This is a genomic window from Mycobacterium montefiorense, from assembly GCF_003112775.1.
Taxonomy (GTDB): Bacteria; Actinomycetota; Actinomycetes; order Mycobacteriales; family Mycobacteriaceae; genus Mycobacterium; species Mycobacterium montefiorense.
The window spans coordinates 309,003-333,453 of sequence record NZ_BFCH01000002.1; the positions used below are offsets into that span (position 1 = coordinate 309,003).

At 65.4% G+C, this 24,451-nt stretch carries 26 protein-coding genes; 17 read left to right on the forward strand and 9 right to left on the reverse strand.

Annotated elements, in window-relative coordinates:
* Positions 1-23: 23 nt before the first annotated feature.
* The 5 genes from ipdE1 (at position 24) to DB708_RS02525 (ending at position 4,607) form a co-directional block, all read left to right on the forward strand.
* Positions 24-1,172, forward strand: coding sequence for an acyl-CoA dehydrogenase IpdE1 (gene ipdE1, locus DB708_RS02505; RefSeq protein ID WP_108920345.1), 1,149 nt, complete (start codon positions 24-26; stop codon positions 1,170-1,172).
* Complete coding sequence (ipdF, locus tag DB708_RS02510) at positions 1,169-1,957, forward strand: (5R,7aS)-5-hydroxy-7a-methyl-1-oxo-2,3,5,6,7,7a-hexahydro-1H-indene-carboxyl-CoA reductase (RefSeq protein WP_108920346.1); 789 nt, start codon at positions 1,169-1,171, stop codon at positions 1,955-1,957. Before ipdE1 ends, ipdF begins: the two co-directional genes overlap by 4 nt.
* 42 nt (positions 1,958-1,999) lie before the next feature.
* Complete coding sequence (gene kstR2 / locus DB708_RS02515; RefSeq protein ID WP_108920347.1) at positions 2,000-2,602, forward strand: TetR family transcriptional regulator KstR2; 603 nt, start codon at positions 2,000-2,002, stop codon at positions 2,600-2,602.
* A 2-nt stretch (positions 2,603-2,604) separates the two neighbouring features.
* Positions 2,605-3,765: a steroid 3-ketoacyl-CoA thiolase FadA6 gene (gene fadA6, locus DB708_RS02520; protein ID WP_108920348.1), complete on the forward strand. Its 1,161-nt coding sequence runs from the start codon at positions 2,605-2,607 to the stop codon at positions 3,763-3,765.
* A 107-nt stretch (positions 3,766-3,872) separates the two neighbouring features.
* Positions 3,873-4,607: a GAF and ANTAR domain-containing protein gene (locus DB708_RS02525; protein WP_235616590.1), complete on the forward strand. Its 735-nt coding sequence runs from the start codon at positions 3,873-3,875 to the stop codon at positions 4,605-4,607.
* 27 nt (positions 4,608-4,634) lie between these two features.
* Here DB708_RS02525 and ipdC read toward each other — a convergent pair whose 3' ends face one another.
* Genes ipdC through echA20 form a run of 4 tightly spaced genes read right to left on the reverse strand, consistent with a single transcriptional unit; the run spans position 4,635 to position 8,081 of the window.
* The gene (gene ipdC / locus DB708_RS02530) at positions 4,635-5,705 is read right to left on the reverse strand and encodes a (3aS,4S,5R,7aS)-5-hydroxy-7a-methyl-1-oxo-octahydro-1H-indene-4-carboxyl-CoA dehydrogenase (protein ID WP_108920349.1); all 1,071 of its coding nucleotides are present in this window, start codon (positions 5,703-5,705) and stop codon (positions 4,635-4,637) included.
* Positions 5,702-6,445, reverse strand: coding sequence for a cholesterol ring-cleaving hydrolase subunit IpdB (gene ipdB, locus DB708_RS02535; RefSeq protein WP_108920350.1), 744 nt, complete (start codon positions 6,443-6,445; stop codon positions 5,702-5,704). Before ipdB ends, ipdC begins: the two co-directional genes overlap by 4 nt.
* Positions 6,442-7,326 carry a cholesterol ring-cleaving hydrolase subunit IpdA gene (ipdA, locus tag DB708_RS02540; RefSeq protein ID WP_108920351.1) on the reverse strand — a complete coding sequence of 295 codons (885 nt, stop codon included), beginning with the start codon at positions 7,324-7,326 and terminating at the stop codon, positions 6,442-6,444. The genes ipdB and ipdA overlap by 4 nt, the downstream gene beginning before the upstream one ends.
* Positions 7,323-8,081: a (7aS)-7a-methyl-1,5-dioxo-2,3,5,6,7,7a-hexahydro-1H-indene-carboxyl-CoA hydrolase gene (gene echA20, locus DB708_RS02545; protein ID WP_108920352.1), complete on the reverse strand. Its 759-nt coding sequence runs from the start codon at positions 8,079-8,081 to the stop codon at positions 7,323-7,325. Before echA20 ends, ipdA begins: the two co-directional genes overlap by 4 nt.
* Before the next feature lie 65 nt (positions 8,082-8,146).
* Here echA20 and DB708_RS02550 point away from each other — a divergent pair, with 65 nt between their 5' ends.
* Both DB708_RS02550 and DB708_RS02555 read left to right on the forward strand, forming a co-directional pair.
* On the forward strand, positions 8,147-8,944 hold the full coding sequence (locus tag DB708_RS02550) for an SDR family oxidoreductase (protein WP_409347546.1): 798 nt from the start codon (positions 8,147-8,149) through the stop codon (positions 8,942-8,944).
* 25 nt (positions 8,945-8,969) lie between these two features.
* Positions 8,970-9,875 (forward strand): SDR family oxidoreductase, encoded by a 906-nt coding sequence (locus tag DB708_RS02555; RefSeq protein ID WP_108920353.1) that lies wholly within the window; start codon positions 8,970-8,972, stop codon positions 9,873-9,875.
* Here the strand turns inward: DB708_RS02555 and DB708_RS02560 are convergent.
* From DB708_RS02560 to DB708_RS02570, 3 genes are read right to left on the reverse strand one after another with little or no spacing between them, the layout of a single operon-like run.
* A complete protein-coding gene (locus DB708_RS02560; protein WP_108920354.1) occupies positions 9,872-10,321 on the reverse strand; it encodes a nitroreductase family deazaflavin-dependent oxidoreductase in 450 nt (149 codons plus the stop codon). The genes DB708_RS02555 and DB708_RS02560 overlap by 4 nt on opposite strands.
* 12 nt (positions 10,322-10,333) lie before the next feature.
* Positions 10,334-10,720: a hypothetical protein gene (locus DB708_RS02565; protein ID WP_108920355.1), complete on the reverse strand. Its 387-nt coding sequence runs from the start codon at positions 10,718-10,720 to the stop codon at positions 10,334-10,336.
* A gap of 8 nt (positions 10,721-10,728) precedes the next feature.
* Complete coding sequence (locus DB708_RS02570) at positions 10,729-11,892, reverse strand: steroid 3-ketoacyl-CoA thiolase (protein ID WP_108920356.1); 1,164 nt, start codon at positions 11,890-11,892, stop codon at positions 10,729-10,731.
* Positions 11,893-12,013: 121 nt separating this feature from the next.
* On the opposite strand from DB708_RS02570, the gene DB708_RS02575 reads away from it, so the two are divergent.
* The 7 genes from DB708_RS02575 to DB708_RS02605 all read left to right on the forward strand — a co-directional run bounded on the left by DB708_RS02575 (position 12,014) and on the right by DB708_RS02605 (position 18,907).
* Entirely contained in the window at positions 12,014-13,264 is a 1,251-nt protein-coding gene (locus tag DB708_RS02575; protein ID WP_108920357.1) for a cytochrome P450, read from the forward strand.
* Positions 13,264-14,277: an acyl-CoA dehydrogenase family protein gene (locus DB708_RS02580; protein ID WP_108920358.1), complete on the forward strand. Its 1,014-nt coding sequence runs from the start codon at positions 13,264-13,266 to the stop codon at positions 14,275-14,277. Before DB708_RS02575 ends, DB708_RS02580 begins: the two co-directional genes overlap by 1 nt.
* The gene (gene fadE29 / locus DB708_RS02585; protein WP_108920359.1) at positions 14,268-15,431 is read left to right on the forward strand and encodes an acyl-CoA dehydrogenase FadE29; all 1,164 of its coding nucleotides are present in this window, start codon (positions 14,268-14,270) and stop codon (positions 15,429-15,431) included. Before DB708_RS02580 ends, fadE29 begins: the two co-directional genes overlap by 10 nt.
* Positions 15,428-16,396, forward strand: a complete 969-nt coding sequence (locus DB708_RS02590) for a bifunctional MaoC family dehydratase N-terminal/OB-fold nucleic acid binding domain-containing protein (RefSeq protein ID WP_108920360.1) — start codon at positions 15,428-15,430, stop codon at positions 16,394-16,396. The genes fadE29 and DB708_RS02590 overlap by 4 nt, the downstream gene beginning before the upstream one ends.
* Positions 16,393-16,794, forward strand: a complete 402-nt coding sequence (locus DB708_RS02595; RefSeq protein WP_108920361.1) for a MaoC family dehydratase — start codon at positions 16,393-16,395, stop codon at positions 16,792-16,794. The genes DB708_RS02590 and DB708_RS02595 overlap by 4 nt, the downstream gene beginning before the upstream one ends.
* A complete protein-coding gene (locus DB708_RS02600; RefSeq protein WP_108920362.1) occupies positions 16,794-17,963 on the forward strand; it encodes a lipid-transfer protein in 1,170 nt (389 codons plus the stop codon). The genes DB708_RS02595 and DB708_RS02600 overlap by 1 nt, the downstream gene beginning before the upstream one ends.
* A gap of 104 nt (positions 17,964-18,067) precedes the next feature.
* The gene (locus tag DB708_RS02605; protein WP_108920363.1) at positions 18,068-18,907 is read left to right on the forward strand and encodes a hypothetical protein; all 840 of its coding nucleotides are present in this window, start codon (positions 18,068-18,070) and stop codon (positions 18,905-18,907) included.
* A 64-nt stretch (positions 18,908-18,971) separates the two neighbouring features.
* On the opposite strand, the gene DB708_RS02610 is transcribed toward DB708_RS02605, so the two are convergent.
* Both DB708_RS02610 and kstD read right to left on the reverse strand, forming a co-directional pair.
* The gene (locus DB708_RS02610) at positions 18,972-19,832 is read right to left on the reverse strand and encodes a MaoC/PaaZ C-terminal domain-containing protein (protein ID WP_108920364.1); all 861 of its coding nucleotides are present in this window, start codon (positions 19,830-19,832) and stop codon (positions 18,972-18,974) included.
* A gap of 1 nt (position 19,833) precedes the next feature.
* The gene (gene kstD, locus DB708_RS02615; RefSeq protein ID WP_108920562.1) at positions 19,834-21,516 is read right to left on the reverse strand and encodes a 3-oxosteroid 1-dehydrogenase; all 1,683 of its coding nucleotides are present in this window, start codon (positions 21,514-21,516) and stop codon (positions 19,834-19,836) included.
* Between the two features lie 72 nt (positions 21,517-21,588).
* Here kstD and DB708_RS02620 point away from each other — a divergent pair, with 72 nt between their 5' ends.
* The 3 genes from DB708_RS02620 to dmpG are packed head-to-tail and all read left to right on the forward strand — an operon-like array spanning position 21,589 to position 24,402.
* Positions 21,589-22,374, forward strand: a complete 786-nt coding sequence (locus DB708_RS02620) for a 2-keto-4-pentenoate hydratase (protein ID WP_108920365.1) — start codon at positions 21,589-21,591, stop codon at positions 22,372-22,374.
* A 52-nt stretch (positions 22,375-22,426) separates the two neighbouring features.
* A complete protein-coding gene (locus DB708_RS02625; protein ID WP_108920366.1) occupies positions 22,427-23,347 on the forward strand; it encodes an acetaldehyde dehydrogenase (acetylating) in 921 nt (306 codons plus the stop codon).
* Positions 23,344-24,402: a 4-hydroxy-2-oxovalerate aldolase gene (gene dmpG, locus DB708_RS02630; protein WP_108920367.1), complete on the forward strand. Its 1,059-nt coding sequence runs from the start codon at positions 23,344-23,346 to the stop codon at positions 24,400-24,402. Before DB708_RS02625 ends, dmpG begins: the two co-directional genes overlap by 4 nt.
* Positions 24,403-24,451 lie beyond the last annotated feature (49 nt).

Sequence of the window (24,451 nt, forward strand, 5' to 3'; positions counted from 1 at the left end):
CTTGGTAGGTTAGCCTACAGGGCATGCAGGATGTCGAGGAGTTCCGGGCGGAGGTCCGCGGTTGGCTCGCCGACAATCTGGTCGGCGAATTCGCATCGCTCAAAGGTCTTGGCGGGCCCGGGCGCGAGCACGAGGCATTCGAAGAACGCCGGGCATGGAATCAGCATCTCGCCGCGGCGGGGTTGACCTGTCTGGGATGGCCGGTCGAGCACGGCGGGCGTGGGCTTTCGACCGCGCATCGGGTGGCCTTCTACGAGGAGTACGCCAAGGCTGACGCGCCGGACAAGGTCAACCACTTCGGCGAGGAGCTGCTCGGCCCAACACTGATCGCCTTCGGAACACCCGAGCAGCAGCAGCGATTCCTGCCGCGCATCCTCGACGTCACCGAGCTGTGGTGCCAGGGCTATTCGGAGCCGGGCGCCGGCAGCGACCTGGCCAATGTGGCGACCACCGCCGAACTCGACGGCGACGAGTGGGTGATCAACGGCCAGAAAGTCTGGACATCGTTGGCTCACCTATCGCAATGGTGCTTTGTGGTCGCACGCACCGAGAAGGGCTCCAAGCGGCACGCCGGACTGTCGTACCTGCTGGTGCCGCTGGACCAGCCGGGCGTCCAAGTGCGGCCGATCGTCCAGATCACCGGCACTGCGGAGTTCAACGAGGTCTTCTTCGACGACGCCCGAACCGAGGCCGGCCTGGTGGTCGGCGAGCCGGGCGACGGCTGGCGGGTCGCGATGGGAACGCTGACCTTCGAACGCGGTGTGTCGACACTAGGGCAGCAAATCGTCTACGCGCGCGAACTTTCCAATCTGGCTGAGCTCGCGCAGCGCAACGGCGCCGCCGACGATCCGTTTATTCGGGAACGGCTGACCCGGGCCTGGACCGGACTGCGGGCCATGCGCAGTTATGCGCTGGCCACAATGGACGTCGAGCAGCCCGGCCAAGACAACGTGTCGAAGTTGTTGTGGGCCAACTGGCATCGTGATCTGGGCGAGCTGGCGATGGACGTCATCGGCAAGCCCGGCCTGACCTTGTCGGACGGCGAATTCGACGAGTGGCAGCGGCTGTTCCTGTTCACCCGCGCCGACACCATCTACGGCGGATCCAACGAGATCCAGCGCAACATCATCGCCGAGCGGGTACTCGGCTTACCCCGGGAGGTTAAGGGATGAGTTTGGCCGAAGCGCCGAAAGAGATTGCCGGACACGGCCTCTTGACTGGCAAGGTGGTCGTTGTGACCGCGGCCGCGGGCACCGGGATCGGATCGGCGACAGCACGCAGGGCCCTGGCCGAAGGCGCCGACGTGTTGATCTCCGACCACCACGAGCGGCGACTGGAGGAGGCCGCTAAAGAGCTGTCCGCGCTGGGTCAGGGCCGTGTCGAGCACGTGGTGTGCGACGTGACGTCGACCGCCGCGGTCGACGCCCTGATCGACTCGGCCACCGCGCGGATGGGGCGGATCGACGTGCTGGTCAACAACGCCGGGCTGGGTGGGCAGACGCCGGTGGCCGATATGACCGACGACGAGTGGGATCGCGTCCTCGACGTGACACTGACGTCGGTGTTCCGTGCCACCCGTGCGGCGTTGCGGTACTTCCGCGACGCGCCGCATGGCGGAGTGATCGTCAACAACGCCAGCGTTCTGGGCTGGCGGGCGCAACACTCGCAGGCGCACTATGCGGCCGCCAAGGCCGGCGTGATGGCGCTAACCCGTTGCAGCGCAATAGAAGCCGCCGAATATGACGTCCGGATCAACGCCGTGTCGCCGAGTATCGCGCGGCATAAATTCTTGGACAAGACGACGTCGTCCGACCTGCTCGACCGGCTCTCCGCCGGTGAGGCGTTCGGGCGGGCTGCCGAGCCGTGGGAAATAGCTTCCACCATCGCGTTCCTGGCGAGCGACTACTCGAGCTACCTCACCGGCGAGGTCATCTCGGTTTCCAGCCAACACCCGTGATCCCAGCTGGCCAAGCAAGCGCTTGGTTGATATCCTGACCGGGTGGACCGAGTGACCGGTCAGGCGAACAGCCGGCGAGACGAGCTCTTGGAGCTCGCTGCGAGCATGTTCGCCGAGCGTGGTCTGCGCGCCACCACCGTGCGCGATATAGCCGACGGCGCCGGGATCTTGTCCGGCAGCCTGTACCACCATTTCTCCTCGAAAGAAGAGATGGTCGACGAGTTGTTGCGCAGCTTCCTGGACTGGCTGTTCACCCGCTATCGCGAAATCGTGGACGGCGAGGCCAATCCGCTGGAGCGGCTCAAGGGGCTGTTCATGGCCTCGTTCGAGGCAATCGAGGACCGGCACGCGCAGGTCGTCATTTACCAGGACGAGGCCCAGAGGCTGCTCTCGCAGCCGCGGTTTGCCTACATCGAGGACATGAATCGGCAACAACGCAAGATGTGGGTCGAGTTGCTGCATCAGGGTGTCGATGAGGGCTACTTCCGGGCCGACCTCGACGTCGACCTCGTCTATCGATTCATCCGTGACACCACCTGGGTGTCGGTGCGCTGGTATCAACCCGGCGGACCGCTCACCGCAGCGCAGGTGGGCCAGCAATATCTCGCCATCGTGCTTGGCGGGATCACCAACGAAGGAGTCTGAAGATGGCAGAGGCGTACGTCATCGACGCTGTGCGTACCGCGGTCGGCAAGCGCAACGGCGCATTGGCGGGGATACATCCCGTCGACTTGGGTGCCCACGCGTGGCGCGGCCTGCTCGACCGGGTCGACGTCGACCCCGCCGCCGTTGAGGACGTGATCGCCGGCTGCGTCGACGCGATCGGCGGACAGGCGGGCAACATCGCCCGGCTCTCGTGGCTGGCCGCCGGCTATCCCGAAGAGGTGCCCGGTGTCACGGTGGACCGGCAGTGCGGTTCCAGCCAGCAGGCGGTTTCCTTTGGCGCGCAGGCAATCATGGCGGGCACGGCCGATCTGATCGTGGCCGGCGGCGTGCAGAACATGAGCTGGATCCCGATCTCGTCGGCGATGACGGTCGGCGAGCAGTTCGGGTTCACCTCGCCGACCAACGAGTCCAAGCAGTGGCTGCACCGCTACGGCGATCAGGAGATCTCGCAATTCCGCGGCGCGGAGATGATCGCCGAGAAGTGGAACCTGTCGCGTGAAGAGATGGAGCAGTACGCGCTAACCAGCCACGAGCGCGCGTTCGCGGCGATCCGCGGTGGCCATTTCGACAACGAAATCATCACCGTGGAGACAGAGTCCGGCCCCTTCCGGGTTGACGAGGGCCCGCGCGAGTCGTCGTTGGAGAAGATGGCCGGCCTGAAGTCCCTGGTCGAGGGCGGCCGGCTGACGGCGGCGATGGCCAGCCAGATCTCCGACGGTTCGAGTGCGGTGCTGCTGGCCTCCGAGCAGGCAGTGAGGGACCACAAGCTGACGCCTCGCGCCCGCATCCATCACATCAGTGCCCGCGCCGCCGACCCGGTGTTCATGCTGACCGGCCCCATCCCCGCCACCCGCTACGCGCTGGAGAAGACCGGGCTGTCCATCGGCGACATCGACACCGTCGAGATCAACGAGGCCTTCGCGCCGGTTGTGATGGCGTGGCTCAAGGAAGTAAAGGCCGACCCGGAGAAGGTCAATCCCAACGGCGGCGCGATCGCGCTGGGGCACCCCTTGGGGGCCACCGGGGCCAAGTTGTTCACCACCATGCTCAACGAGCTCGAGCGCATCGGCGGCCGCTACGGCTTGCAGACGATGTGTGAGGGTGGCGGCACGGCCAACGTCACAATCATCGAGCGGCTATAGCTCGGCACGCGGCCGTACGCCGCACTTTGACGTCTGGATCTTGGAGTTGGCTGTTAACCGCGTATCGCCCAGGGCAATCAAGAAGCCCATCGCTGATCCCTCGCACGATGATGTCTGACCAACTTGGGCAGGGCGCCGAACGAGATGGGCAACCGCTCGCCCGTGCTCTCGGGGAGCTGGCCACCGACATGCACGCGCAGCGCGACAACGCGGCGCTTCTGCAAACCATCGTCGAAGCGACGGTGCACATCGTCCCGGGGACGCGATGGGCCGGAATCTCGCTGATCGAAGGGCGCCAGGTCACTCCCCGGGAGCCGAGTGACCCACTCGTCGCTGAGCTCGACGAGTTACAGAGACGCCTAGACGAGGGTCCATGTCTGAGCGCGTTGCGGGACCATGAAACCGTGCGCATCGACAACACCGCGGCCGATGAGCGTTGGCCGAAGTATGCGCGGGCGGCGCGTGAGCGTGGTGTGCACAGCGTGCTGTCATTCCGCCTGTTCGTGGAACGCCAGACCCTGGGCTCGCTGAACCTCTATGCCGACCACGATGATGCGTTCGATGACGATGCGCTGGCCATCGGTGGCATCGTGGCGCAGCATGCCGCAGTCGCCATGATCGGCTCGGCGGCCGAGGCACAGTTCCAAACCGCACTTGCCGGTCGAGACGTGATTGGCCAGGCGAAGGGCATCCTCATGCACCGCGACGGCTTGACCGGGCTGCAGGCGTTCGCTTTGCTCACGCGGGTGTCCCAACGGACCAACACCAGGCTGCTCGCCGTCGCTCGATTCCTGGTCGAGGACCAGGAATCGAACGCGAGACGACCGGACCAGCAGGGATAGCCGGGCGGGCGTCGTGGGCGCGCGGGACTAGTCCTCGATCAGCGCCGATGCCGACCGTAGCTGCGCGATCGCCTCACGCACGATCGACTCGATTAGCTCGGCGCATGACGGCAGGTCTTCGAGAATGCCGGCGACCTGTCCGGAGGCCAGCACCCCGGCCTCGGTGTTGCCGTCAACGAGCCCGGCTTTCAACAGCATTGGCGTGTTGGCCGCCATCACAACCTGCGACCAGGTCATCTCTTTGCCGTGGCGCATCGCCAGGCCGTCGGTGATCATCGATCGCCAGGTCATCTGCGACATGTGCTTGAACTTCCCGGCATTGCGCACCGCGGCGGTCAGGCCCCGTACCGGCGAACCGCCTTCCAGCTTCTCGACCAGTCCGGTGCGCAGCACCCGGTGCGGCATGCCGTCGACTCGCGTGGTGACCACGGTGCCGTCCAGCGCCGACTCCAGGTAGCGGCGCTTAACAGCCTCGGGCACAGTTGAATCCGATGTGAGCAGAAATCGTGTGCCCATCGCGACGCCGGCCGCGCCGTAGGACAACGCCGCCGCCAGTCCGCGGCCGTCGAAGAAACCGCCCGCCGCGATGACAGGGATCCCGGTCTCCTTCACAGCGTCCAGCACCGACGGCAGCAGCAGCGTGGTGGCGACGGGTCCGGTGTGGCCACCGCCCTCACCGCCCTGCACGATCATCGCGTCTGCGCCCCAGCTCGCGACCTTGCGCGCGTGCTTGGCCGCGCCGATCGACGGAATGACCACCACTCCAGCATCTTTAAGCCTGGCGATCAGCTCTTGCTTGGGCGCAAGCGCAAACGATGCCACCTTGACGCCCTCGCGAATCATCAGCTCGACGCGGTCGCCGGCGTCGGCGGCGTCCGCACGCATGTTGACACCGAAAGGCTTGTCGGTAGCGGCCTTGACCTTGCCGATCGCCGTCGCCAACTCGTCCAGAGTCATCGTGGCCGACGCCAGTATGCCGAGACCGCCGGCGTTGGCCGTGGCTGACACCAACCGCGCTCCGGCTACCCAGCCCATCCCGGTTTGCACCACCGGGTGCTCGACGCCGACCAGCTCGGTCAGCGGCGTGCGCAGCTTCATGAGCGTATCTCGCGGTCGCGCAAAGCCTTCGGGTCGATCGTCTCGCGGATCAGGCTTAGTTCGTCGTCGGTGGGCAGCCGGGTCTCCTGGGCGCCGTCCAGGCCGTGGATCTCAAACGACGTGTTCTGCCGGACCTCGTCGGACGAAACGCCGGGATGTAGGGACACCGCCCGCATGGTGCGCTCGGGCCCGCCGAAGTCGAACACGCCGAGGTTCGACACCACCCGATACGTGTTGGCGAAGCGGAACGCCGGATTGTCGGTGTCGACATGGTCCCAGCCGATTCCGCAGACGATGTCGACGTTCTCGCAGAACACCCGCTTGGAGTGGTTTCCGACCCAATAGCTGGTCGCGTGGTTGATGGCGTTGCCGGGCGCACCGCGGACGCCGAACATCTGCCGCTTGGGTTGCTGCAGCGGACCGAACGCCGAGATATTCTGATTGCCAAAGCGGTCAACCTGATTGGCGCCCATCACGACGTGGCGACGGCCCCAGGCCAGTGTCTCGAAGACCCGGCTAAACGGCATCCACCCCTCGAGGGCACCCGAGGCGCCGAGCGCCGGCGTGTCGGCCAGCAGCTGGGCTTCGCCGTCGGTCAGCAGGATGTCGGGGGAGAACGTCAGCCGGGCCAGCCGCGCGCCGACCGAGGCCATATTCGTCATCGGGCTGACCATGATTTCGCCGGCGTCCCTGAACAACTCGGCGCAGGCGACCGCACATACTTCGGCTCGGGTGCTCACTTCGATGCCTCCTCTGCGAACGTGCGCACGGCGGCCTGGTATTCGTCCTCGCCGCCGGACAAGTAGGTCGCGACGAACTGCTGCCAGCCGTCTTCGGTCGAGGCGGCCTCGGCGTAGTGCCGCTGGAATTTCTCGTCGCGGCCGTAATCCGGTGCGGAAGTGGTGAAGTGGGCACCGTTCGGTGCTTCAACCACGCCGTCGACCATCATCCGGTTCACCAGCAGCGCCTGTGGCGGCACCGCCTTGATCAGCTCCTGAGTGGACACCACTCGTTCCACCGACAGATAGCGTTTCTCGGCGGCCATCAAGAACAGGTCGTCGAAGTAGGGGTCGATGCCGGTGTAGGCCGCATTGCCTTTACTGTCACCGACATTGAGGTGCACGAACGCCGCGTCCAGGGGTAATGCCGGCATCGCGATCAGCGTCTCGTGCCCGCCGCCGGGTGCCGCGTACGGGCTGGTCACGGTCGCCAGCTCACCCTCCCAGAAGTCCAGCACCGAACTGCCCAGGCCGGCGCGGATCGGCAGGAACGGCAGCCGTTGGGCGGCGGCCTGCAAACCGCAGCGCAGCATGCCCTCGTCCATCTCCCGGGCTTCGATCGCTCCGGCGCTGCGCGCCTTGGCGAACCACGGATCGTAGAAGGGTGGCGAGTCCAGCGAGACGAAGCCGTAGTAGACGCGCTTGACTTTGCCTGCCGCGCAGAGCAGCCCGAGGTCGGGTCCACCGTAGGTGACGACGGTGAGGTCCTTGATGTCGGTGCGCAGCATCGCGCGCACGAACGCCATTGGCTTGCGTCGTGACCCCCAACCGCCGATGCCGATGGTCATACCGCTACGCAGACCGGCAACAGCGTCGTCGAGAGTGGTTCGCTTGTCGCTCAAGACTTCTCACCCTTCGTCGTACCGGCGAAAGCGTCGCGGTGCTCGTCGGACACCCCGGCGAGGTTGAGCTCGAAGGTAAACCCTTGTTCCATGCGATAACTCGCGTTGACTCGTTGCACGTCGATCAAGTTCAGCGCCTCCTTGGCCGCACGGATTACCCGGGTGTCCTTGGCGGCGATGTCGCGGGCGACTCGCAGGGCGGACTCGTCGAGGTCGTCGCGGGGGACCACCTCGTGCACCGAGCCGAAGTGATGCAGCGTTGCAGCGTCCACGGTGGCCGCGGTGAAGAACAGCCGCCGCATCATGTGTTGCGGAACCAGCCGCGACAGGTGTGTGGCCGCGCCCAGTGCGCCGCGTTCCACCTCGGGCAACCCGAAGGTAGCGTCGTCGGAGGCCACGATGACGTCGGCGTTGCCAACTAGGCCGATGCCGCCGCCGACGCAGAAGCCGTTCACCGCCGCGATCACCGGAACGGCACATTCGTACACGGCGCGGAACGCCGCGAAGCAGCCGCGGTTGGCGTCGATGAGCGCGGTGAATCCCTCGGTGCGTTGCATCTCCTTGATGTCGACGCCGGCGTTGAATCCGCGGCCTTCGGCGCGCAGGATCACAGCGTGGGTCTGCGGGTCGGCCCCGGCGGACGTGATCGCGTCGGCGAGATCGAACCAGCCTTGCGACGGGATGGCGTTGACGGGCGGGTAGTCAACAGTCACCGCGACTATGCCCGGTTCTGTGCTGGTGGATGTAATGGTCAATTGGCACTTCCTCGTGAAATTGAGGCCGACTACCTAAGCAAGCACTTGCTTGGTACGCTAGCACAGTGACTCGCGCCGAAGCAGGCCCCCTTTCTGGTGGAGACATCAATTTGGGATTGGCCGGGCGGGTGGTTCTAGTCACTGGCGGTGTTCGTGGGGTAGGCGCCGGAATCAGTGCGGTTTTCGCCGAGCAGGGCGCGACCGTAATCACCTGTGCTCGCCGTGCCGTCGATGGTTTGCCGTATGAGTTCCATGCGTGCGACATTCGCGACGAGGACGCGGTCAAGGCGTTGATCGACACGATCGTCGAGCGGCATGGACGGCTCGACGTCGTTATCAATAATGCGGGCGGATCACCGTATGTGCTGACCGCGGAGTCCAGCCCCAAGTTCAACCGCAAGATCATCGAGCTCAATCTCATTGGTGCGCTACTGGTTTCGCAGTATGCCAACGAGAAGATGCAAGCTCAGTCAAGCGGCGGGTCGATCGTCAACATCTGCAGCCTGAGCGGCCGGCGGCCGTCCCCCGGCACCGGCGCCTACGGGGCTGCCAAAGCCGGCCTGGAGAGTCTCACCCAGACGCTCGCGGTGGAATGGGGACCCAAGGTCCGGGTCAACGCCTGCGTGGTCGGCATGGTCGAAACCGAACAGGCCGACCTTTTCTACGGCGACGCCGAGTCGATCGCCGCGATCTCCAAGAATGTGCCACTGGGCCGGATGGCCAAGCCCGAGGACGTCGGTTGGGCCACAGCCTTTTTGGCGTCAGAAGCGGCGTCCTACATCAGCGGCGCCTCGTTAGAGGTGCACGGTGGTGGCGAGCCGCCGCACTATCTGGCCACCACGAACGCCAACGCGATCAAGTAGAGGATCCGAGGAGAATGGGCAGCTAATGGGAATAGTCGACGGCCGTGTGGTGATCGTCACCGGAGCGGGCGGCGGTATCGGACGCGCGCATGCGCTGGCCTTCGCGGCCGAAGGTGCGCGCGTCGTCGTCAACGACATCGGTGTGGGTCTGGACGGGTCACCCGCGAGCGGCGGCAGTGCCGCGCAGACCGTGGTCGACGAGATCACCGCTGCCGGTGGCGAAGCCGTCGCAAACGGGTCCAACATCGCGGACTGGGACCAAGCGGCTGCGCTGGTTGCGACCGCCGTCGACACGTTCGGTAGACTGGACGTCCTGGTGAACAACGCCGGCATCGTGCGCGACCGGATGATGGCCAACACCAGCGAGGAAGAGTTCGACGCCGTTATCGCCGTGCATCTCAAGGGACACTTCGCCACGATGCGCCACGCCGCATCGTATTGGCGCGGGCTGTCCAAAGAAGGCAAAACCGTTGACGCGCGGATCATTAACACCAGCTCGGGCGCGGGCCTGCAGGGCAGCGTCGGACAGGGCAACTACAGCGCCGCTAAGGCCGGTATCGCCGCGATGACGCTGGTGGCCGCCGCCGAGATGGGCCGTTACGGCGTCACGGTCAACGCGATCGCGCCGTCCGCCCGGACCCGCATGACCGAGACCGTCTTCGCCGAGATGATGTCAACACAAGACCAGGCTTTCGACGCGATGGCACCGGAAAACGTTTCACCGATTGTTGTTTGGCTGGGCAGTGTCGAAGCCCGTGAAGTCACCGGTAAGGTCTTCGAAGTCGAGGGCGGCAAGATCCGCGTCGCCGAGGGCTGGGCGCATGGACCGCAGATCGACAAGGGCGACCGGTGGGATCCGGCCGAGCTCGGGCCGGTCGTCTCCGACCTGCTGGCCAAGTCCCGGCCGCCGGTCCCGGTCTACGGCGCCTAAGCCGGATCGCAGATGACGACCGGGATCACCCGGTCGGTCCAGGACTGGTAGTCGTCGAAGTTCGGATAGTTCGCGACCAGCTTCGGCCAGTACTCGCTTTTCTCCTCGGCCGTGGCGTCTCGCGCCTGCAATGCCAGCACCTCGTCCTTGATCTGCACTGTCACTTTGGGATTGGCCTTGAGGTTGAGGTACCACAGCGGGTGCTTGTCGCGCCCGCCCTGGGAGGCGACCAGAACGACGCGGTTGCCGTCGCGCAGGTATAGCAGCGGGCTCACCCGCGGTTCACCGGTCTTGCGGCCGGTCGTGGTCAGCAGGGCGACCGGGTTCTTCTGGAACACGCCGCCGAGCTTTCCGTTGCTGCGCTTGTAGATCCAGGTGTTGCCCTTCGACATCCACTTGATGAAGAAGCCGACGACGGGTGAATTGAGAGATTTTGGTTTTTCCATGGCGTCCTGGCCTTAGCGCTTTATGAAGGGGTGAAACCGGACCTTGATGTGGTGGATTTCTGCTTGCCCGCTTGGACTCTCGGCGGGAATCACGAACGTCTCGTCAACCCGCGCGCCCACCCGCCGGCCGCCGAACGCCGCTTTGGTCAGCACGTCGTATTCGGCGCGCACCTCGTCGCCGGCGATGGTGAAGTCCGGCGGCGTCGTCTCGGCGAGAAGCCGGTACTGCGGTCCGCGATTGAGGCTGCGCCGCAAGTGGTTTCCGGAGAATCCGTTCTTGAAACCCTGCTCGACGCGGGTGCATCCGGGCGCGAACGGAACCGCATCGCCGACGTGGCTGACAAGCGCGTCGATGTACGCTTGCGCCGCGGCGATGCGGCTCTTCTGGGGGACCAGCACCGAGCCGATTAGATGCGCTCGATGATGGTGCCGGTGGACAGCGCGCCGCCCGCGCACATCGTGATCAGCGCGGTGGTCTGATCCGTGCGCTCCAGCTCGTGCAACGCGGTGGTGATCAACCGGCTGCCGGTGCTGCCCACGGGGTGGCCCAACGCGATCGCACCACCGTTGACGTTGACCTTGTCCATGTCGGGGTTGTGTACGCGCGCCCAGGACAGCACGACCGACGCAAAAGCCTCGTTGATCTCGGTGATATCGATGTCGCCCATCTTCATGCCGGCCTTTTCCAGCACCTTGGCAGTCGATTGCACCGGGCCGTCGAGGTGGTAGTACGGCTCGGCGCCGACCAGCGCCTGGCTGATGATGCGCGCCCGCGGCTTCAGTCCCAGTGCCTTGGCCTTGTCCTCATCCATCCATAGGACCGCCGCCGCGCCGTCGGAGATCTGCGACGACGTACCCGCCGTGTGGATCCCGCCCTCGATCACCGGCTTCAGCGATGCCAGGCCTTCCAGCGTGGTGTCGCGCATGCCCTGGTCGCGCGTGACGATGTGACGTTCGCTCGTCGGCTGCTTCAGCTCATCGAGTACGGGCGCCTCGATGCCACTGATCTCTCGGTCGAACCGGCCCTCGGCCCACGCCTGGGCGGCCTTGCGTTGCGAGTCGAAGCCGAACTGGTCGATGTCTTCACGGGTGATGCCGCGCCGTTTGGCGATGCGCTCGGCGGCGGTGAACTGGTCGGGCAGGTCGATGTCCCACGACGCGGGCCGCAGGATCCCGCGGTCGGGGCCGGCGTTGGCGCCGAGCCCGACACGGCTCATCGCCTCGATGCCGCACGCAATGCCGACGTCGATGGCACCGGCCGCGATCAGACCCGCGACCAGACCGTTGGCCTGCTGGCCGCTGCCGCACTGACAGTCGACGGTCATCGCGCCGACGTGCTCCGGCAGGCCGGCGACGAGCCAACTGACCCGCGTGATGTTGTTGGACTGCTCGCCGAACTGCGTGACGCAGCCTCCGACGATCTGCTCGACGTCGCCGGCATCGATGCCGGCCTTCTCCACAAGAGCCTGCTGCGTGGCCCCCAGTAACTCGGTGGCGTGCAGACCGGACAGCCATCCGTTCCGTTTGCCGATGGGGCTGCGGGTTGCTTCGACGATGACAGGGTTACCCATTCCGTCAGGCTAGAACACGTTTCATTACTCTGACAAGCGAGGATGATGACCTGCCTTTTATCTGCGCAGGAGGCGTGTTTTACTGGAACTAGAACACGTTGCAATTGAGGAGCGCATACACATGGCACCCCCCAACATTCCTTCCGACTTCGACTTCCTTGACCCCGACGTCAACCTCGCCGGGCTGCCCGTCGCGGAGCTCGCCGAGCTACGCAAAGCAGAGCCGGTCCACTGGGTCGACATCCCAGGTCTTTCGGGCGGCTTCGAGGACAACGGATACTGGCTCGTCACCAAGCATGCCGACGTCAAGGAGGTGTCGCGTCGCAGCGATGTCTTCTCGAGCTGGCTAAACGGCGCCATTCCGACCTGGCCGCCGGAGATGAAGCGTGAGCAGGTCGAACTGCAGCGCAGCGTCATGCTCAACATGGACGCACCGCATCACACCCGGCTGCGCAAGATCATCTCCCGCGGGTTCACGCCACGGGCCATCGGGCGGCTGGAAGCCGAACTGGCTCAGCGCGCCGAAAACATCGCCAAGACCGCGGCGATCGAGGGCAGCGGCGACTTCGTCGAACAGGTCTCGTGTGAGCTGCCGCTGCAAGCCATCGCGGGCCTGCTCGGTGTGCCGCAGGAAGATCGGGACAAGCTCTTCCGCTGGTCCAACGAGATGACCGGTGGCACCGACCCCGAATACGCCACCGTCGATCCCGCGCAGTCGTCGATGGAACTGATCATGTACGCGATGGCGATGGCGGCCGAACGCAATGAGAACCCCACCGACGACATCGTCACCACGCTCATCCAGGCCGACATCGACGGCGAGAAGCTCTCCGATGACGAGTTCGGCTTCTTCGTCGTCATGCTGGCGGTGGCCGGTAACGAGACCACGCGAAACTCGATCACCCACGGCATGATCGCGTTCGCGAACAACCCCGATCAATGGGAGCTCTTCAAAAAGGAGCGCCCGGCGACCACGGCCGACGAGATCATCCGGTGGGCCACCCCGGTATCGGCGTTCCAGCGCACCGCCAACGAGGACATCGAGTTGGGCGGCGCACTGATCAAGAAGGGGCAGCGGGCGGTGATGTCCTACCGGTCGGCCAACTTCGACGAAGAGGTCTTCGAAGACCCGCACAGCTTCAACATCTTGCGGGACCCGAATCCCCATGTGGGCTTTGGCGGCACCGGCGCCCACTACTGCATCGGCGCGAACCTGGCCCGCATGACCATTAACCTGATCTTCAACGCGGTTGCCGACCACATGCCGGACATCAAGTCGGTGGGCGAGCCCGAGCGGCTACGGTCAGGGTGGCTCAACGGCATCAAGCACTGGCAGGTCGACTACTCGGGAAAGAGCTCGGTGACGTCCTGATGGACTTCGATCTCACTGCGACGCAACAAGCCGTCGCCGACGTGGCCACGTCGGTCCTCGAAAAGGATTTGGGCTGGGACGCTTTGGTCAGCGGGGGCGTGACTGCGCTGCCGGTGCCCGAACGTCTCGGCGGCGACGGTGTGGGTCTGCCCGAGGTCGCCACGGTGCTGACCGAGGTCGGTCGTCACGGCGCCATCACGCCTGCACTGGCCACGCTGGGCTTCGGCGTGGTGCCGCTGGTGGATCTGGCATCCGACGAACAACAGGGCCGCTTCCTGGCCGGCGTCGCCAAGGGTGGGGTGCTGACCGCGGCGCTCAACGAGCCCGGAGCGGCGCTGCCCGACCGGCCCGCCACCACGTTCGCAGACGGGCGGTTGTCGGGTACCAAAGTCGGAGTCGCCTATGCCGAACAAGCGGATTGGATCATCGTGACGGCCGACAGCGCGGTCGTCGTGGTGTCGCCCAAAGCCGACGGTGTGGAGCTGGTTCGCACCCCGACGTCGAATGCTTCCGACGAGTACACGGTGACGTTCGGCGCGGTCGCGGTTGCCGACACCGACGTGCTGGCCGGCGCCACCGCGCGCCGCGTCAATGAGCTGGCGTTGGCGGCCATCGGCGCCTTCACCGACGGGCTGGTGGCCGGAGCGCTGCGGCTGACCGCGGACTACGTGGCCGGTCGCAAGCAGTTCGGCAAGCCGCTGTCGACCTTCCAGACCGTGGCGGCGCAGCTGGCCGAGGTCTACATCGCCTCTCGCACTATCGATTTAGCGGCGAAGTCGGTGGTCTGGCGCCTGTCTGAAGGCCGGGACGCCGACGACGACTTGGACGTGCTGGGCTACTGGATCGCGTCGCAGGCCCCGCCGGTGATGCAGATCTGCCACCACCTGCACGGCGGCATGGGGATGGACATCACTTACCCCATGCATCGGTACTACTCCACGATCAAGGACCTGGCCCGGCTGCTAGGTGGGTCATCTCATCGTCTCGACCTGGTCGGAGCGCAATGTTCATAGATCTGACTCCCGAGCAACGTCAGCTGCAAGCGGAGCTTCGCGAATACTTCTCGAATCTGATTTCGTCCGACGAGGCGAAAGCGATGGAGTCCGACCGTCATAACGACGCCTATCGTGCGGTGATTCGCCGCATGGGCCAGGACGGCAAGCTCGGCGTGGGATGGCCAAAAGAGTTCGGCGGCCTAGGCTTCGGGCCGATCGAGCAGTCGATCTTCGTCAACGAGGCGCACCGGGCCGACGTGCCGCTGCCGGCGGTGACGCTGCAGACGGTCGGTCCGACCCTGCAGCGGTTCGGCAGCGAGCTGCAGAAGAAGAAGTTCCTGCCGGCGATTCTGGCCGGCGAGGTGCACTTCGCAATCGGCTACACCGAGCCGGAAGCCGGTACCGACCTGGCGTCGTTGCGTACCACCGCGATTCGTGACGGCGACCACTACATCGTGAACGGTCAGAAGGTTTTCACCACCGGCGCTCACGACGCCGACTACATCTGGCTGGCCTGTCGCACTGACCCGGAAGCCGTTAAACACAAGGGTATTTCGATCCTGATCGTCGACACCAAGGATCCCGGTTACTCCTGGACGCCGATCATCTTGTCCGACGGCGCCCACCACACCAACGCCACCTATTACAACGACGTGCGGGTGCCGGCCGACATGCTGGTCGGCGAGGAGAACGGCGGATGGCGGCTGATCACCACGCAGCTCAACAACGAGCGTGTGATGCTGGGCCCGGCCGGCCGTACCGCCGGCATCTACGACCGGTTGCACGCCTGGGCATCCAAGCCCGGCGGTGACGGTGTCACCCCGATCGACCACCAGGACGTCAAGCGGGCGCTCGGTGAGATCTACTCGATGTGGCGGGTCAACGAGCTGCTCAACTGGCAAGTCGCCGCGGCCGGCGAGGACATCAACGTGGCTGACGCCGCGTCGACGAAAGTCTTTGGTACCGAGAGTATTCAGTACATCGGCCGGCTCGCCGAGGAGATTGTCGGCAAATACGGCAACCCGGCCGAGTCGGATACCGCCGAGCTGCTGGAGTGGCTCGACTCGCAGACCAAGCGCAATCTGGTGATTACCTTCGGTGGAGGCGTGAACGAAGTGATGCGTGAAATGATCGCTGCGTCCGGCCTCAAAGTGCCGAGGGTGCCCCGATGACCGACGCGAACGACATCAAGGAGCGCGTCGCAGAGATCACCGCCACTGTCGTTGCCAAGTCGCGCGCGGCCCGGGATCCGGTGAACCAGCCGATCATCAACAATTGGGTGGAGGCCCTCGGCGACCGCAACCCGATCTATGTGGACGAGGCCGCCGCCAGGGGCGCCGGTCACCCCGGAATCGTCGCGCCACCGGCCATGATCCAGGTGTGGACGATGTTCGGTCAGGGGGGCGACCGCCCGACCGACGATCCGATGGGCCCGATCATGGAGCTTTTCGACGACGCGGGCTATATCGGAGTGGTCGCGACCAACTGCGAGCAGACCTACCATCGCTATCTGCAGCCCGGGGAGCAGGTCACTATCGCCTCGGAGATGCGCGACGTCGTCGGCCCCAAACAGACCGGGCTCGGTGAGGGCTGGTTCATCAACCAGCACATCACTTGGCGGGTCGGTGACGAGGATGTCGCCGAGATGGCCTGGCGCATACTTAAATTCAAGCCGCGCGAGTCCTCGGATGACGGCGCGCCGTCCGCCGTGCCCGGCGACCTGGATCCCGACGCCATGATGCGTCCTGCGTTGTCGCGCGACACCGCGTTCTTCTGGGAGGGCGTCGCGGCACATGAGCTGCGCATCCAGCGGCGGCCCGACGGCAGCTTGCAGCACCCACCCGTGCCGGCGGTGTGGCAAGACAAGGACCAACCGGTCGACTATGCGGTGGCCGCAGGCTTGGGCACGGTGTACAGCTATGTCGTGCACCACGCGCCCAAGGTGCCCGGGCGCACGCTGCCCTTCGTGATCGCTCTGGTGGAGCTTGACGAAGGCGTGCGTATGCTGGGCGAGCTACGGGGGGTGGACCCCGCCGAGGTGGTGATCGGAATGCCCGTTCGCGCAACCTATATCGACTTCCCGGCCGGCGACTCCGGTCCGGAGTGGACCCTCTACGCCTGGGAGCCCCAAGCATGAGCGCACCCGCTATTGACGTGGGCACGACACTGCCCGAGCTCAAGCTCCACGGCTCGCCGACGTTCATCATCTCGACGGCCCTGGCCACCCGGGACTTTCAGGATGTACACCACGACCGGGACCTGGCGCAGGCGAAGGGTTCCAAGGACATCTTCGTCAACATCCTCACCGACACCGGTTTGGTGCAGCGCTTCCTCACCGACTGGGCGGGGCCGACGGCGCTGATCAAGTCGATCGGGCTGCGCCTGGGGGTGCCGTGGTACGCCTACGACACGCTGACCTTCTCCGGCGAGGTAACCGCCGTCGAGAACGGATTGATCACGGTGAAAGTGTTGGGCCGCAACAGCCTTGGCGACCATGTGATCGCGACGGCCACACTCACGATTGGGGACGCTTAATGCTGTCGGGTAAGGCGGCGATCGTCGGTATCGGTGCGACCGACTTCTCGAAGAACTCCGGTCGAAGTGAGCTGCGGCTGGCCGCAGAAGCGGTCCGCGACGCTCTTGACGACGCGGGACTGAGTCCGTCCGACGTCGACGGGCTGACCACGTTCACGATGGACACCAACAACGAGACCGCGGTAGCGCGTGCGGTCGGCATCGGTGACCTGAAGTTCTTCGCCCAGACAGGCTATGGCGGGGGTGCGGCGTGCGGGACGGTGTTACACGCGGCGATGGCGGTCGCTACCGGTGTGGCCGATGTCGTGGTCGCGTACCGGGCGTTCAACGAGCGATCCGGCATGCGATTCGGACAGGTTCAGACCCGGTTAGCGGGAAGTGCAGGCGTGCAAGCTGATTCGACAGCGGCCGACAACTCCTTCTCCTATCCGCACGGACTGTCGACGCCGGCCGCGCAGGTCGCGATGATCGCTCAGCGGTACATGCACTGGTCCGGCGCGACCAGCCGCGACTTCGGCGCGATCTCGGTGGCCGACCGCAAGCACGCCGCCAAGAACCCGAAGGCTTACTTCTACGAGAAGCCGATCACCATCGAGGAACACCAGAATTCGCGGTGGATTGCCGAGCCGCTGCGGCTGCTGGACTGCTGCCAGGAGACCGACGGCGCGGTCGCGATCGTGGTGACGTCGGCGGAGCGAGCGAAGGATCTCAAGCAACGGCCGGCGGTCATCGAGGGCGCCTCGCAGGGCGCCAGCCCTGACCAGTACACGATGGTCAGCTACTACCGCCCCGAACTGGGCCTTCCCGAGATGGGTGTGGTGGGTCAGCAGCTATGGCAGCAGTCGGGCCTGGCGCCGTCCGACATCCAGACCGCGGTGATTTACGACCACTTCACCCCGTTCACTCTGATTCAGTTGGAGGAGTTGGGTTTCTGCGGCAAGGGCGAGGCTAAAGACTTCATCGCCGACGGTGCGGTCGAGATAGGCGGACGGCTGCCCATCAACACGCACGGCGGTCAACTCGGCGAGGCGTACATCCACGGCATGAACGGCATCGCGGAGGGCGTGCGCCAACTGCGGGGCACCTCGGTGAACCCCGTGCCCGATGTCGAGCATGTACTCGTCACCGCGGGAACCGGCGTACCCACGTCCGGTCTAATCCTCGGCTAGCCGCTTCGTCTGGCCGACCGTGACGCTGCAGTCACGCTAGAGCCCGAATGTGACTGCAGCGTCACGCTCGAGACGGTGTCGGTAAGCGCTGGCACACTGCCGCCATGGGGGAACCATTCATCGGCAGCGAGGCAGTTGCCGCCGGTATCACGTCACCCAATCAGCTGCGACGGCACTTCACCCGGGTGTTCCGCGACGTCTATGTCAGCCAAGGTACCGAGCTGACACCTCTGCTGCGTGCCTGCGGTGCATGGCTATGGTCCCGACGCCGCGGCGTGATCGCCGGCTTCTCTGCCGCGGCATTGCATGGCAGCAAGTGGGTCGATAACGCGCGGCCAGTCGACATCATTCACGACAACCGGCATCCGCTGCCGGGTTTGCAGATCTGGGGAGACCGGATCGAGAGTGACGAGTTCGAGCTGATAGCTGGCGTTCCGGTAACAACTGCCGTTCGGACTGCGCTTGACCTTGGCTGTTGGTATCCGACTATGACAGCGGTCGCGGCAGTCGATGCGCTGGCTCGGGCGACCGAACTCAAGACGGCCGACGTCGAGTTGCTGGCGGCGCGGTACCGAGGTCGTCGGGGTGTTGAGCGTGCTCGTGTGTCACTCGATCTTGTCGATCCGGGCGCGCAGTCACCGAAAGAGACTTGGCTGCGCGTCGTTCTGATCCAGGCTGGGCTGCCTCGACCGCAGACGCAGATTCCTGTGCTCGACGATTGTGGCAATGCGATCGCGTATCTGGACATGGGCTGGGAGGACGTCAAAGTCGCCGTGGAGTACGACGGCGATCATCATCGCAGCGATCGCTCGCAATTCGGTTGGGATATCAGGCGATTGGAGAGGTTACAGCACAAGGGCTGGATCGTGATCCGGGTCGTCGCGGGGGACCGGCCGGCCGACATCGTCCGGCGAGTCCGCGCAGCCCGCGCCCGTCGAACGTGACGGTGCAGTCACCCCGGAGCCCGAACGTGACTGCAGCGGCACGCTCGGCCGCGGCAGAGCAGCCCTAGGCCGGGATTAGTTCGACGCCGGACAGCACCACTGCGTTGTCGCGCGAAGGCGCGACAACGCTGGCCAGCAAGCGGTTGCCGTCTTTCCAGATGCCGACCTTGAGCGTCTCGCCGGGAAATGCCACACCGGCGAAGCGCGCGCCGTAAGCGGCCACCGCGGAAGCGTCGCCGTCCAGCATCGCATCGACGATGGCCTTGCACGTCATGCCATAGGTGCACAGGCCATGCAGGATCGGCTGGGAAAAGCCTGCTGCGGCGGCGAATTCGGGATCGGAGTGCAACGGGTTGCGATCGCCACACAGCCGGTACAACAGCGCCTGCTGCGGCAGGATCGGTACGTCGACCTCAAGGTCGGGAGCACGATCGGGAGCTCCGTCCGACGACGACGGCCCACGCTCACCGCCGAATCCGCCTTCACCGCGGGCGAAGATCGACCGCCGCTGCGTCCACAGCACGGTCCCGTCCGGCGCAGACGCGGTCGTCTCGCTCCAGATCACCGCGGCCTTGCCCTTGTCCCAGATATCGGTGAACCGGGTGACCGCCGTGGCGGAGCCCGACGGTGGCAGCGGTCCAGGTACTTCGATCCGCTCGCTGGCGTGCAGCACCTTGCCCAATTCGATGTCGATGCCGGGGAACTGCACCGTCGGCGGCTTGGTCATATGGAAGGACGCCGCGACATTGCCGAACGTCGGCAGCACCTGCGGAGTGTCGTCGATCAGGTAGCGCAATTCGCGCGGGTCCATCGGATCGCGGCCGGCACCAAGCCCCAGGTGATACAGCTGGATGTCGCTACTGGACCAAGAGAATTCGAGGGGCTCCAGCTCAGCGGCCAGCGCGACTTCTACGTCGATCGGCATGTCAGTTCTCTCCCGCGATGTGCAGTGCGGCGAGGTATCCGAAGGTCATCGCCGGTCCAATGGTGCCGCCCGGGCCGGGGTAGGTGTGCCCCATCACCGGTGCACTGACGTTGCCCGCGGCGTAGAGGCCGTCGATGATGCTGCCGTCGTCGCGTAGCGCACGGCCGTTGACGTCGGTGCGGATACCGCCCTTGGTACCCAGGTCGCCCGGCACCATCTTGGCCGCGTAGTACGGCGCCTGGGCGAGCTCGCCCAGGTTCGGGTTGGGCTTGTTGGTCGGGTCGCCGTAGTACCTGTCATAGGCGCTCTGGCCGCGGCGGAAGTCCTCGTCCACACCCGCTCGGGCGAAGCCGTTGAATCGGGCCACGGTTGCGTTGAACTCGGCGACCGGCAGGCCTGCCTTCTCGGCTAACTCCTCGAGTGTGTCGGCCCGGATGATGACACCGGACTCCATCCATTTCGTCGGAATACGTTGTCCTGGCTGCAATCCGGCGAAGATGTAGCGATCCCGGTACTGCTGGTCGAACACCAGCCAGGCGGGAATGTTTTCGCCCGGCCCCGGCCCCTGGCCGAACTCCCCGCCGTACATGTGGTGGCAGGCTTCGACGTAGGGCATCGACTCGTTCATGAATCGCTTGCCGGACATGTTGACGATGATCGACCCCGGCGAGTTGCGCTCCGACAACGCGAACCACGGTGCACCGACCAGCGGCACCGTTGGGCCCCACCACGCGTCTTCCATGATATCCAGTGCGGCGCCGAGCTTTTCGCCTGCGATGATGCCGTCACCGGTGTTTGCCTTGGCGCCGACAGTCCACTCGGTGGTGATTGGTGCGCGCTGGTACTTCACCCGCATCTGCTCGTTGTGCTCGAAACCACCGCTGGCCAGGATCACGCCGCGCCGTGCCCGGAGCAGTTGCGGCTCAGCAGATTCCGACGCTCCGGTGTCGCGGACATAGACGCCGCGCACCACGCCGTCTTCGACATACAGGTCGGTGAGCGCGGTGTTCAGCTGGACGGGAACCCCGGCCCGCTGCAACCCGATCCGCAACGGAGCGATCAGCGCCCTGCCCATGCCGACCAGGTTCTTACCGGTTGCCTTCGCCCACATCGTGCGAGCGCCGACCTTCAAGCTGCGCAGCACTCCCCGAGGGTGCCGCTTGAGCAGGTTGAGTCGCACGTAGTCCTGCTGCATCACAACCACATTGAGTGGCACTTTGCCGTAGGCAGGTTCGAGTCCGGCTTCGTCTTCGCCGAGCTTGCGCGCATTGAACGGCTTCGGCTCGATCGAGCGTCCCTCTGCGCGGCCGCCCGGCGCCTCCGGGTAGTAGTCGGAGTACCTCGGCACCCAGCACATCTTCAACGGCGTGTGCTTCAAAACGAACGAAAGCATCTCGGGACTGCGCTGCAGGTAGGTATCGATGCGCTCCGGCTCGACGGCCTTGCCGATGATGCCGTGCAGGTAAGTGCGGGCCGCGTCGGCCGTGTCCTTCACCCCGTCGCGCTTGAGGACCTCGTTGTTCGGGATCCACACACCGCCGCCGGAGCGAGCAGTGGAGCCGCCGAAATGCGGGGCCTTTTCGATGACTACTGTCGAAAGGCCTCCGTGCGCGGCGGCAAGGGCAGCCACCATGCCGGCTCCGCCGCTTCCGACCACGACGACGTCGTACTCCTGCGCTGTCATGTAGAACACGTTATAGAATTGCCCGGGCTGGCCGCTACCGGCCCGGTCAAACGGACGAGGGGACTTCGGTAAATGCTCAGTGTTGCAATCCGCGACGAGCTGGCTGCCGACCTGGCGCAGGCCGAACGCAGCCGGGTGCCAATTCCGCCGCTGACGTCCGCCCACCCAGACATCGACGTCGTCGACGCCTACGAGATCCAGCTGATCAACATCCGGCAGCGGGTCGCCGAGGGTGCCCGCGTGCTGGGCCATAAAGTCGGTCTCTCCAGCAAGGCGATGCAGCAAATGATGGGGGTCGACGAGCCGGACTACGGCCATCTGCTCGACGAGATGCAGGTGTTCGAGGACACCCCGGTCAGGGCGGACAAGTACCTGTACCCGCGGGTGGAGGTCGAGGTCGGCTTCATCCTGTCCGCCGACCTGCCGGGTGCCGGGTGCACCGAAGACGACGTGCTGGCGGCCACCGAGGCCCTGGTGCCGTCGATCGAGTTGATCGACACCCGGATCACCGACTGGAAGATCGGGCTGTGCGACACCATCGCCGACAACGCCTCTTCGGCGGGGTACGTGCTGGGTAAGGCCCGGGTATCGCCGGCTGACGTCGACGTCAAGACGATCGACGCGGTGCTGACCCGCAACGGCGAGGTGATCGCCGAGGGTCGCAGCGACGCCGTGTTGGGAAACCCGGTGACCGCGGTGGCCTGGTTGGCTCGCAAGGTGGAAGGCTTCGGGGTAAGGCTGCGTAAAGGTGACGTAGTGCTTCCCGGCTCCTGCACGAAGGCGATCGATGCTCGCCCCGGCGACCAGTTCGTCGCCGACTTCACGGGGCTGGGCACAGTTCATTTGTCGTTTGAATAGGCTCGGATTAGTTTTGAATCAGTCGATTTAAGGCTTCGAAAAAGGGAGCATCATGCCGTCGAAGGCAAGCGTCGCCATTGTGGGGTCGGGGAACATCAGCACCGACTTGCTCTACAAGCTACTGCGATCGGACTGGCTGGAACCGCGCTGGATGGTAGGGATCGACCCGGAAAGCGAAGGCCTGGCGCGGGCCCGCAAGCTGGGTCTGGAGACCACCCACGAGGGGGTCGACTGGCTGCTCGCCCAGTCCGAGAAACCGGACATGGTGTTCGAGGCCACTAGCGCCTATGTGCACCGGGACGCGGCGCCCAAGTACGAGGCCGCCGGCATCCGGGCCATCGACCTGACGCCGGCCGCGGTGGGCCCGGCGGTCATCCCGCCGGCGAATCTGCGCCAGCATCTGGATGCCCCGAACGTGAACATGATCACCTGTGGCGGGCAAGCCACCATCCCGATCGTGTACGCGGTCTCGCGAGTCGTGAAGGTGCCCTACGCCGAGATCGTGGCATCGGTGGCATCGCTGTCCGCCGGCCCCGGCACGCGCGCGAACATCGACGAGTTCACCAAGACCACCAGCAGGGGCGTCGAGACAATCGGTGGGGCGCAGCGCGGTAAGGCGATCATCATCTTGAACCCGGCCGATCCGCCGATGATCATGCGCGACACCATCTTCTGCGCCATCCCCGAGGATGCCGATCGCGACGCGATCGCCAAATCCATCCACGACGTGGTGGCCGAGGTGCAGACCTATGTCCCCGGATATCGGCTGCTCAACGAGCCGCAGTTCGACGACCCGTCGATGCACTCCGGCGGGCAGGCCCTGGTCACGACGTTCGTTGAAGTCGAGGGTGCCGGCGATTACCTGCCCCCGTACGCGGGAAATCTCGACATCATGACGGCCGCGGCCACGAAGGTCGGCGAAGAGATCGCGAAGGAATCCTTGTCCGCAACGGCGGGAGGAGCACAGGCATGAGTACCGACATCTTCTTCAACCCGGTTTGGGACGTTCGCATGACGGACACGTCGCTGCGCGACGGCTCACACCACAAGCGCCACCAATTCACCTCCGATGAGGTCCAGGCCATCGTTACCGCCCTCGACGCGGCCGGGGTGCCGGTGATCGAGGTGACCCACGGCGACGGACTGGGCGGCTCGTCGTTCAACTACGGCTTCTCCAAGACCCCCGAGCAAGAGCTGATCAAACTCGCCGCCGAGACGGCCAAAGAAGCCAAGATCGCGTTCTTGATGCTGCCCGGCGTGGGCACCAAGGAGGACATCAAACAGGCTCAGGACAATGGTGGGTCGATCTGCCGGATCGCCACGCATTGCACCGAGGCCGATGTCTCGATCCAGCACTTCGGTCTGGCTCGCGAGCTGGGCCTGGAAACCGTCGGGTTCTTGATGATGGCTCACACCATTGCGCCGGAGAAGCTGGCCGCGCAGGCCCGCATCATGGCGGATGCCGGCTGTCAGTGCGTCTACGTCGTCGACTCGGCCGGCGCCCTGGTGCTCGACGGCGTCGCCGACCGGGTGCAGGCGCTGGTTGCCGAGCTCGGCGACGACGCCCAGGTCGGTTTCCACGGGCACGAGAACCTCGGGCTCGGGGTGGCCAACTCGGTCGAGGCCGTGCGCGCGGGTGCCAAGCAGATCGACGGCAGCGTGCGCCGGTTCGGCGCCGGTGCGGGCAACGCGCCGGTCGAGGCCCTGATCGGGGTGTTCGACAAGATCGGCGTCAAGACCGGTATCGATTTCTTCGACATCGCCGACGCCGCTGAGGACGTGGTGCGCCCGGCGATGCCGGCCGAGTGCCTACTCGACCGCAACGCGCTGATCATGGGCTACTCCGGCGTCTACTCGAGCTTCCTCAAGCACGCCGTCCGTCAGGGCGAGCGCTATGGCGTCCCGGCTCACGAGCTGTTGCACCGGGCGGGCCAGCGCAAGCTGATAGGTGGCCAGGAAGACCAGCTCATCGACATCGCGCTGGAGATCAAAAGGGAGCGAGACGGCGGCGCCGCGGTCGCGCGCTGACTGCTCCCGCGCACAGTCTGGGCACAGCCCGGACATAGCTGGTGTGGGT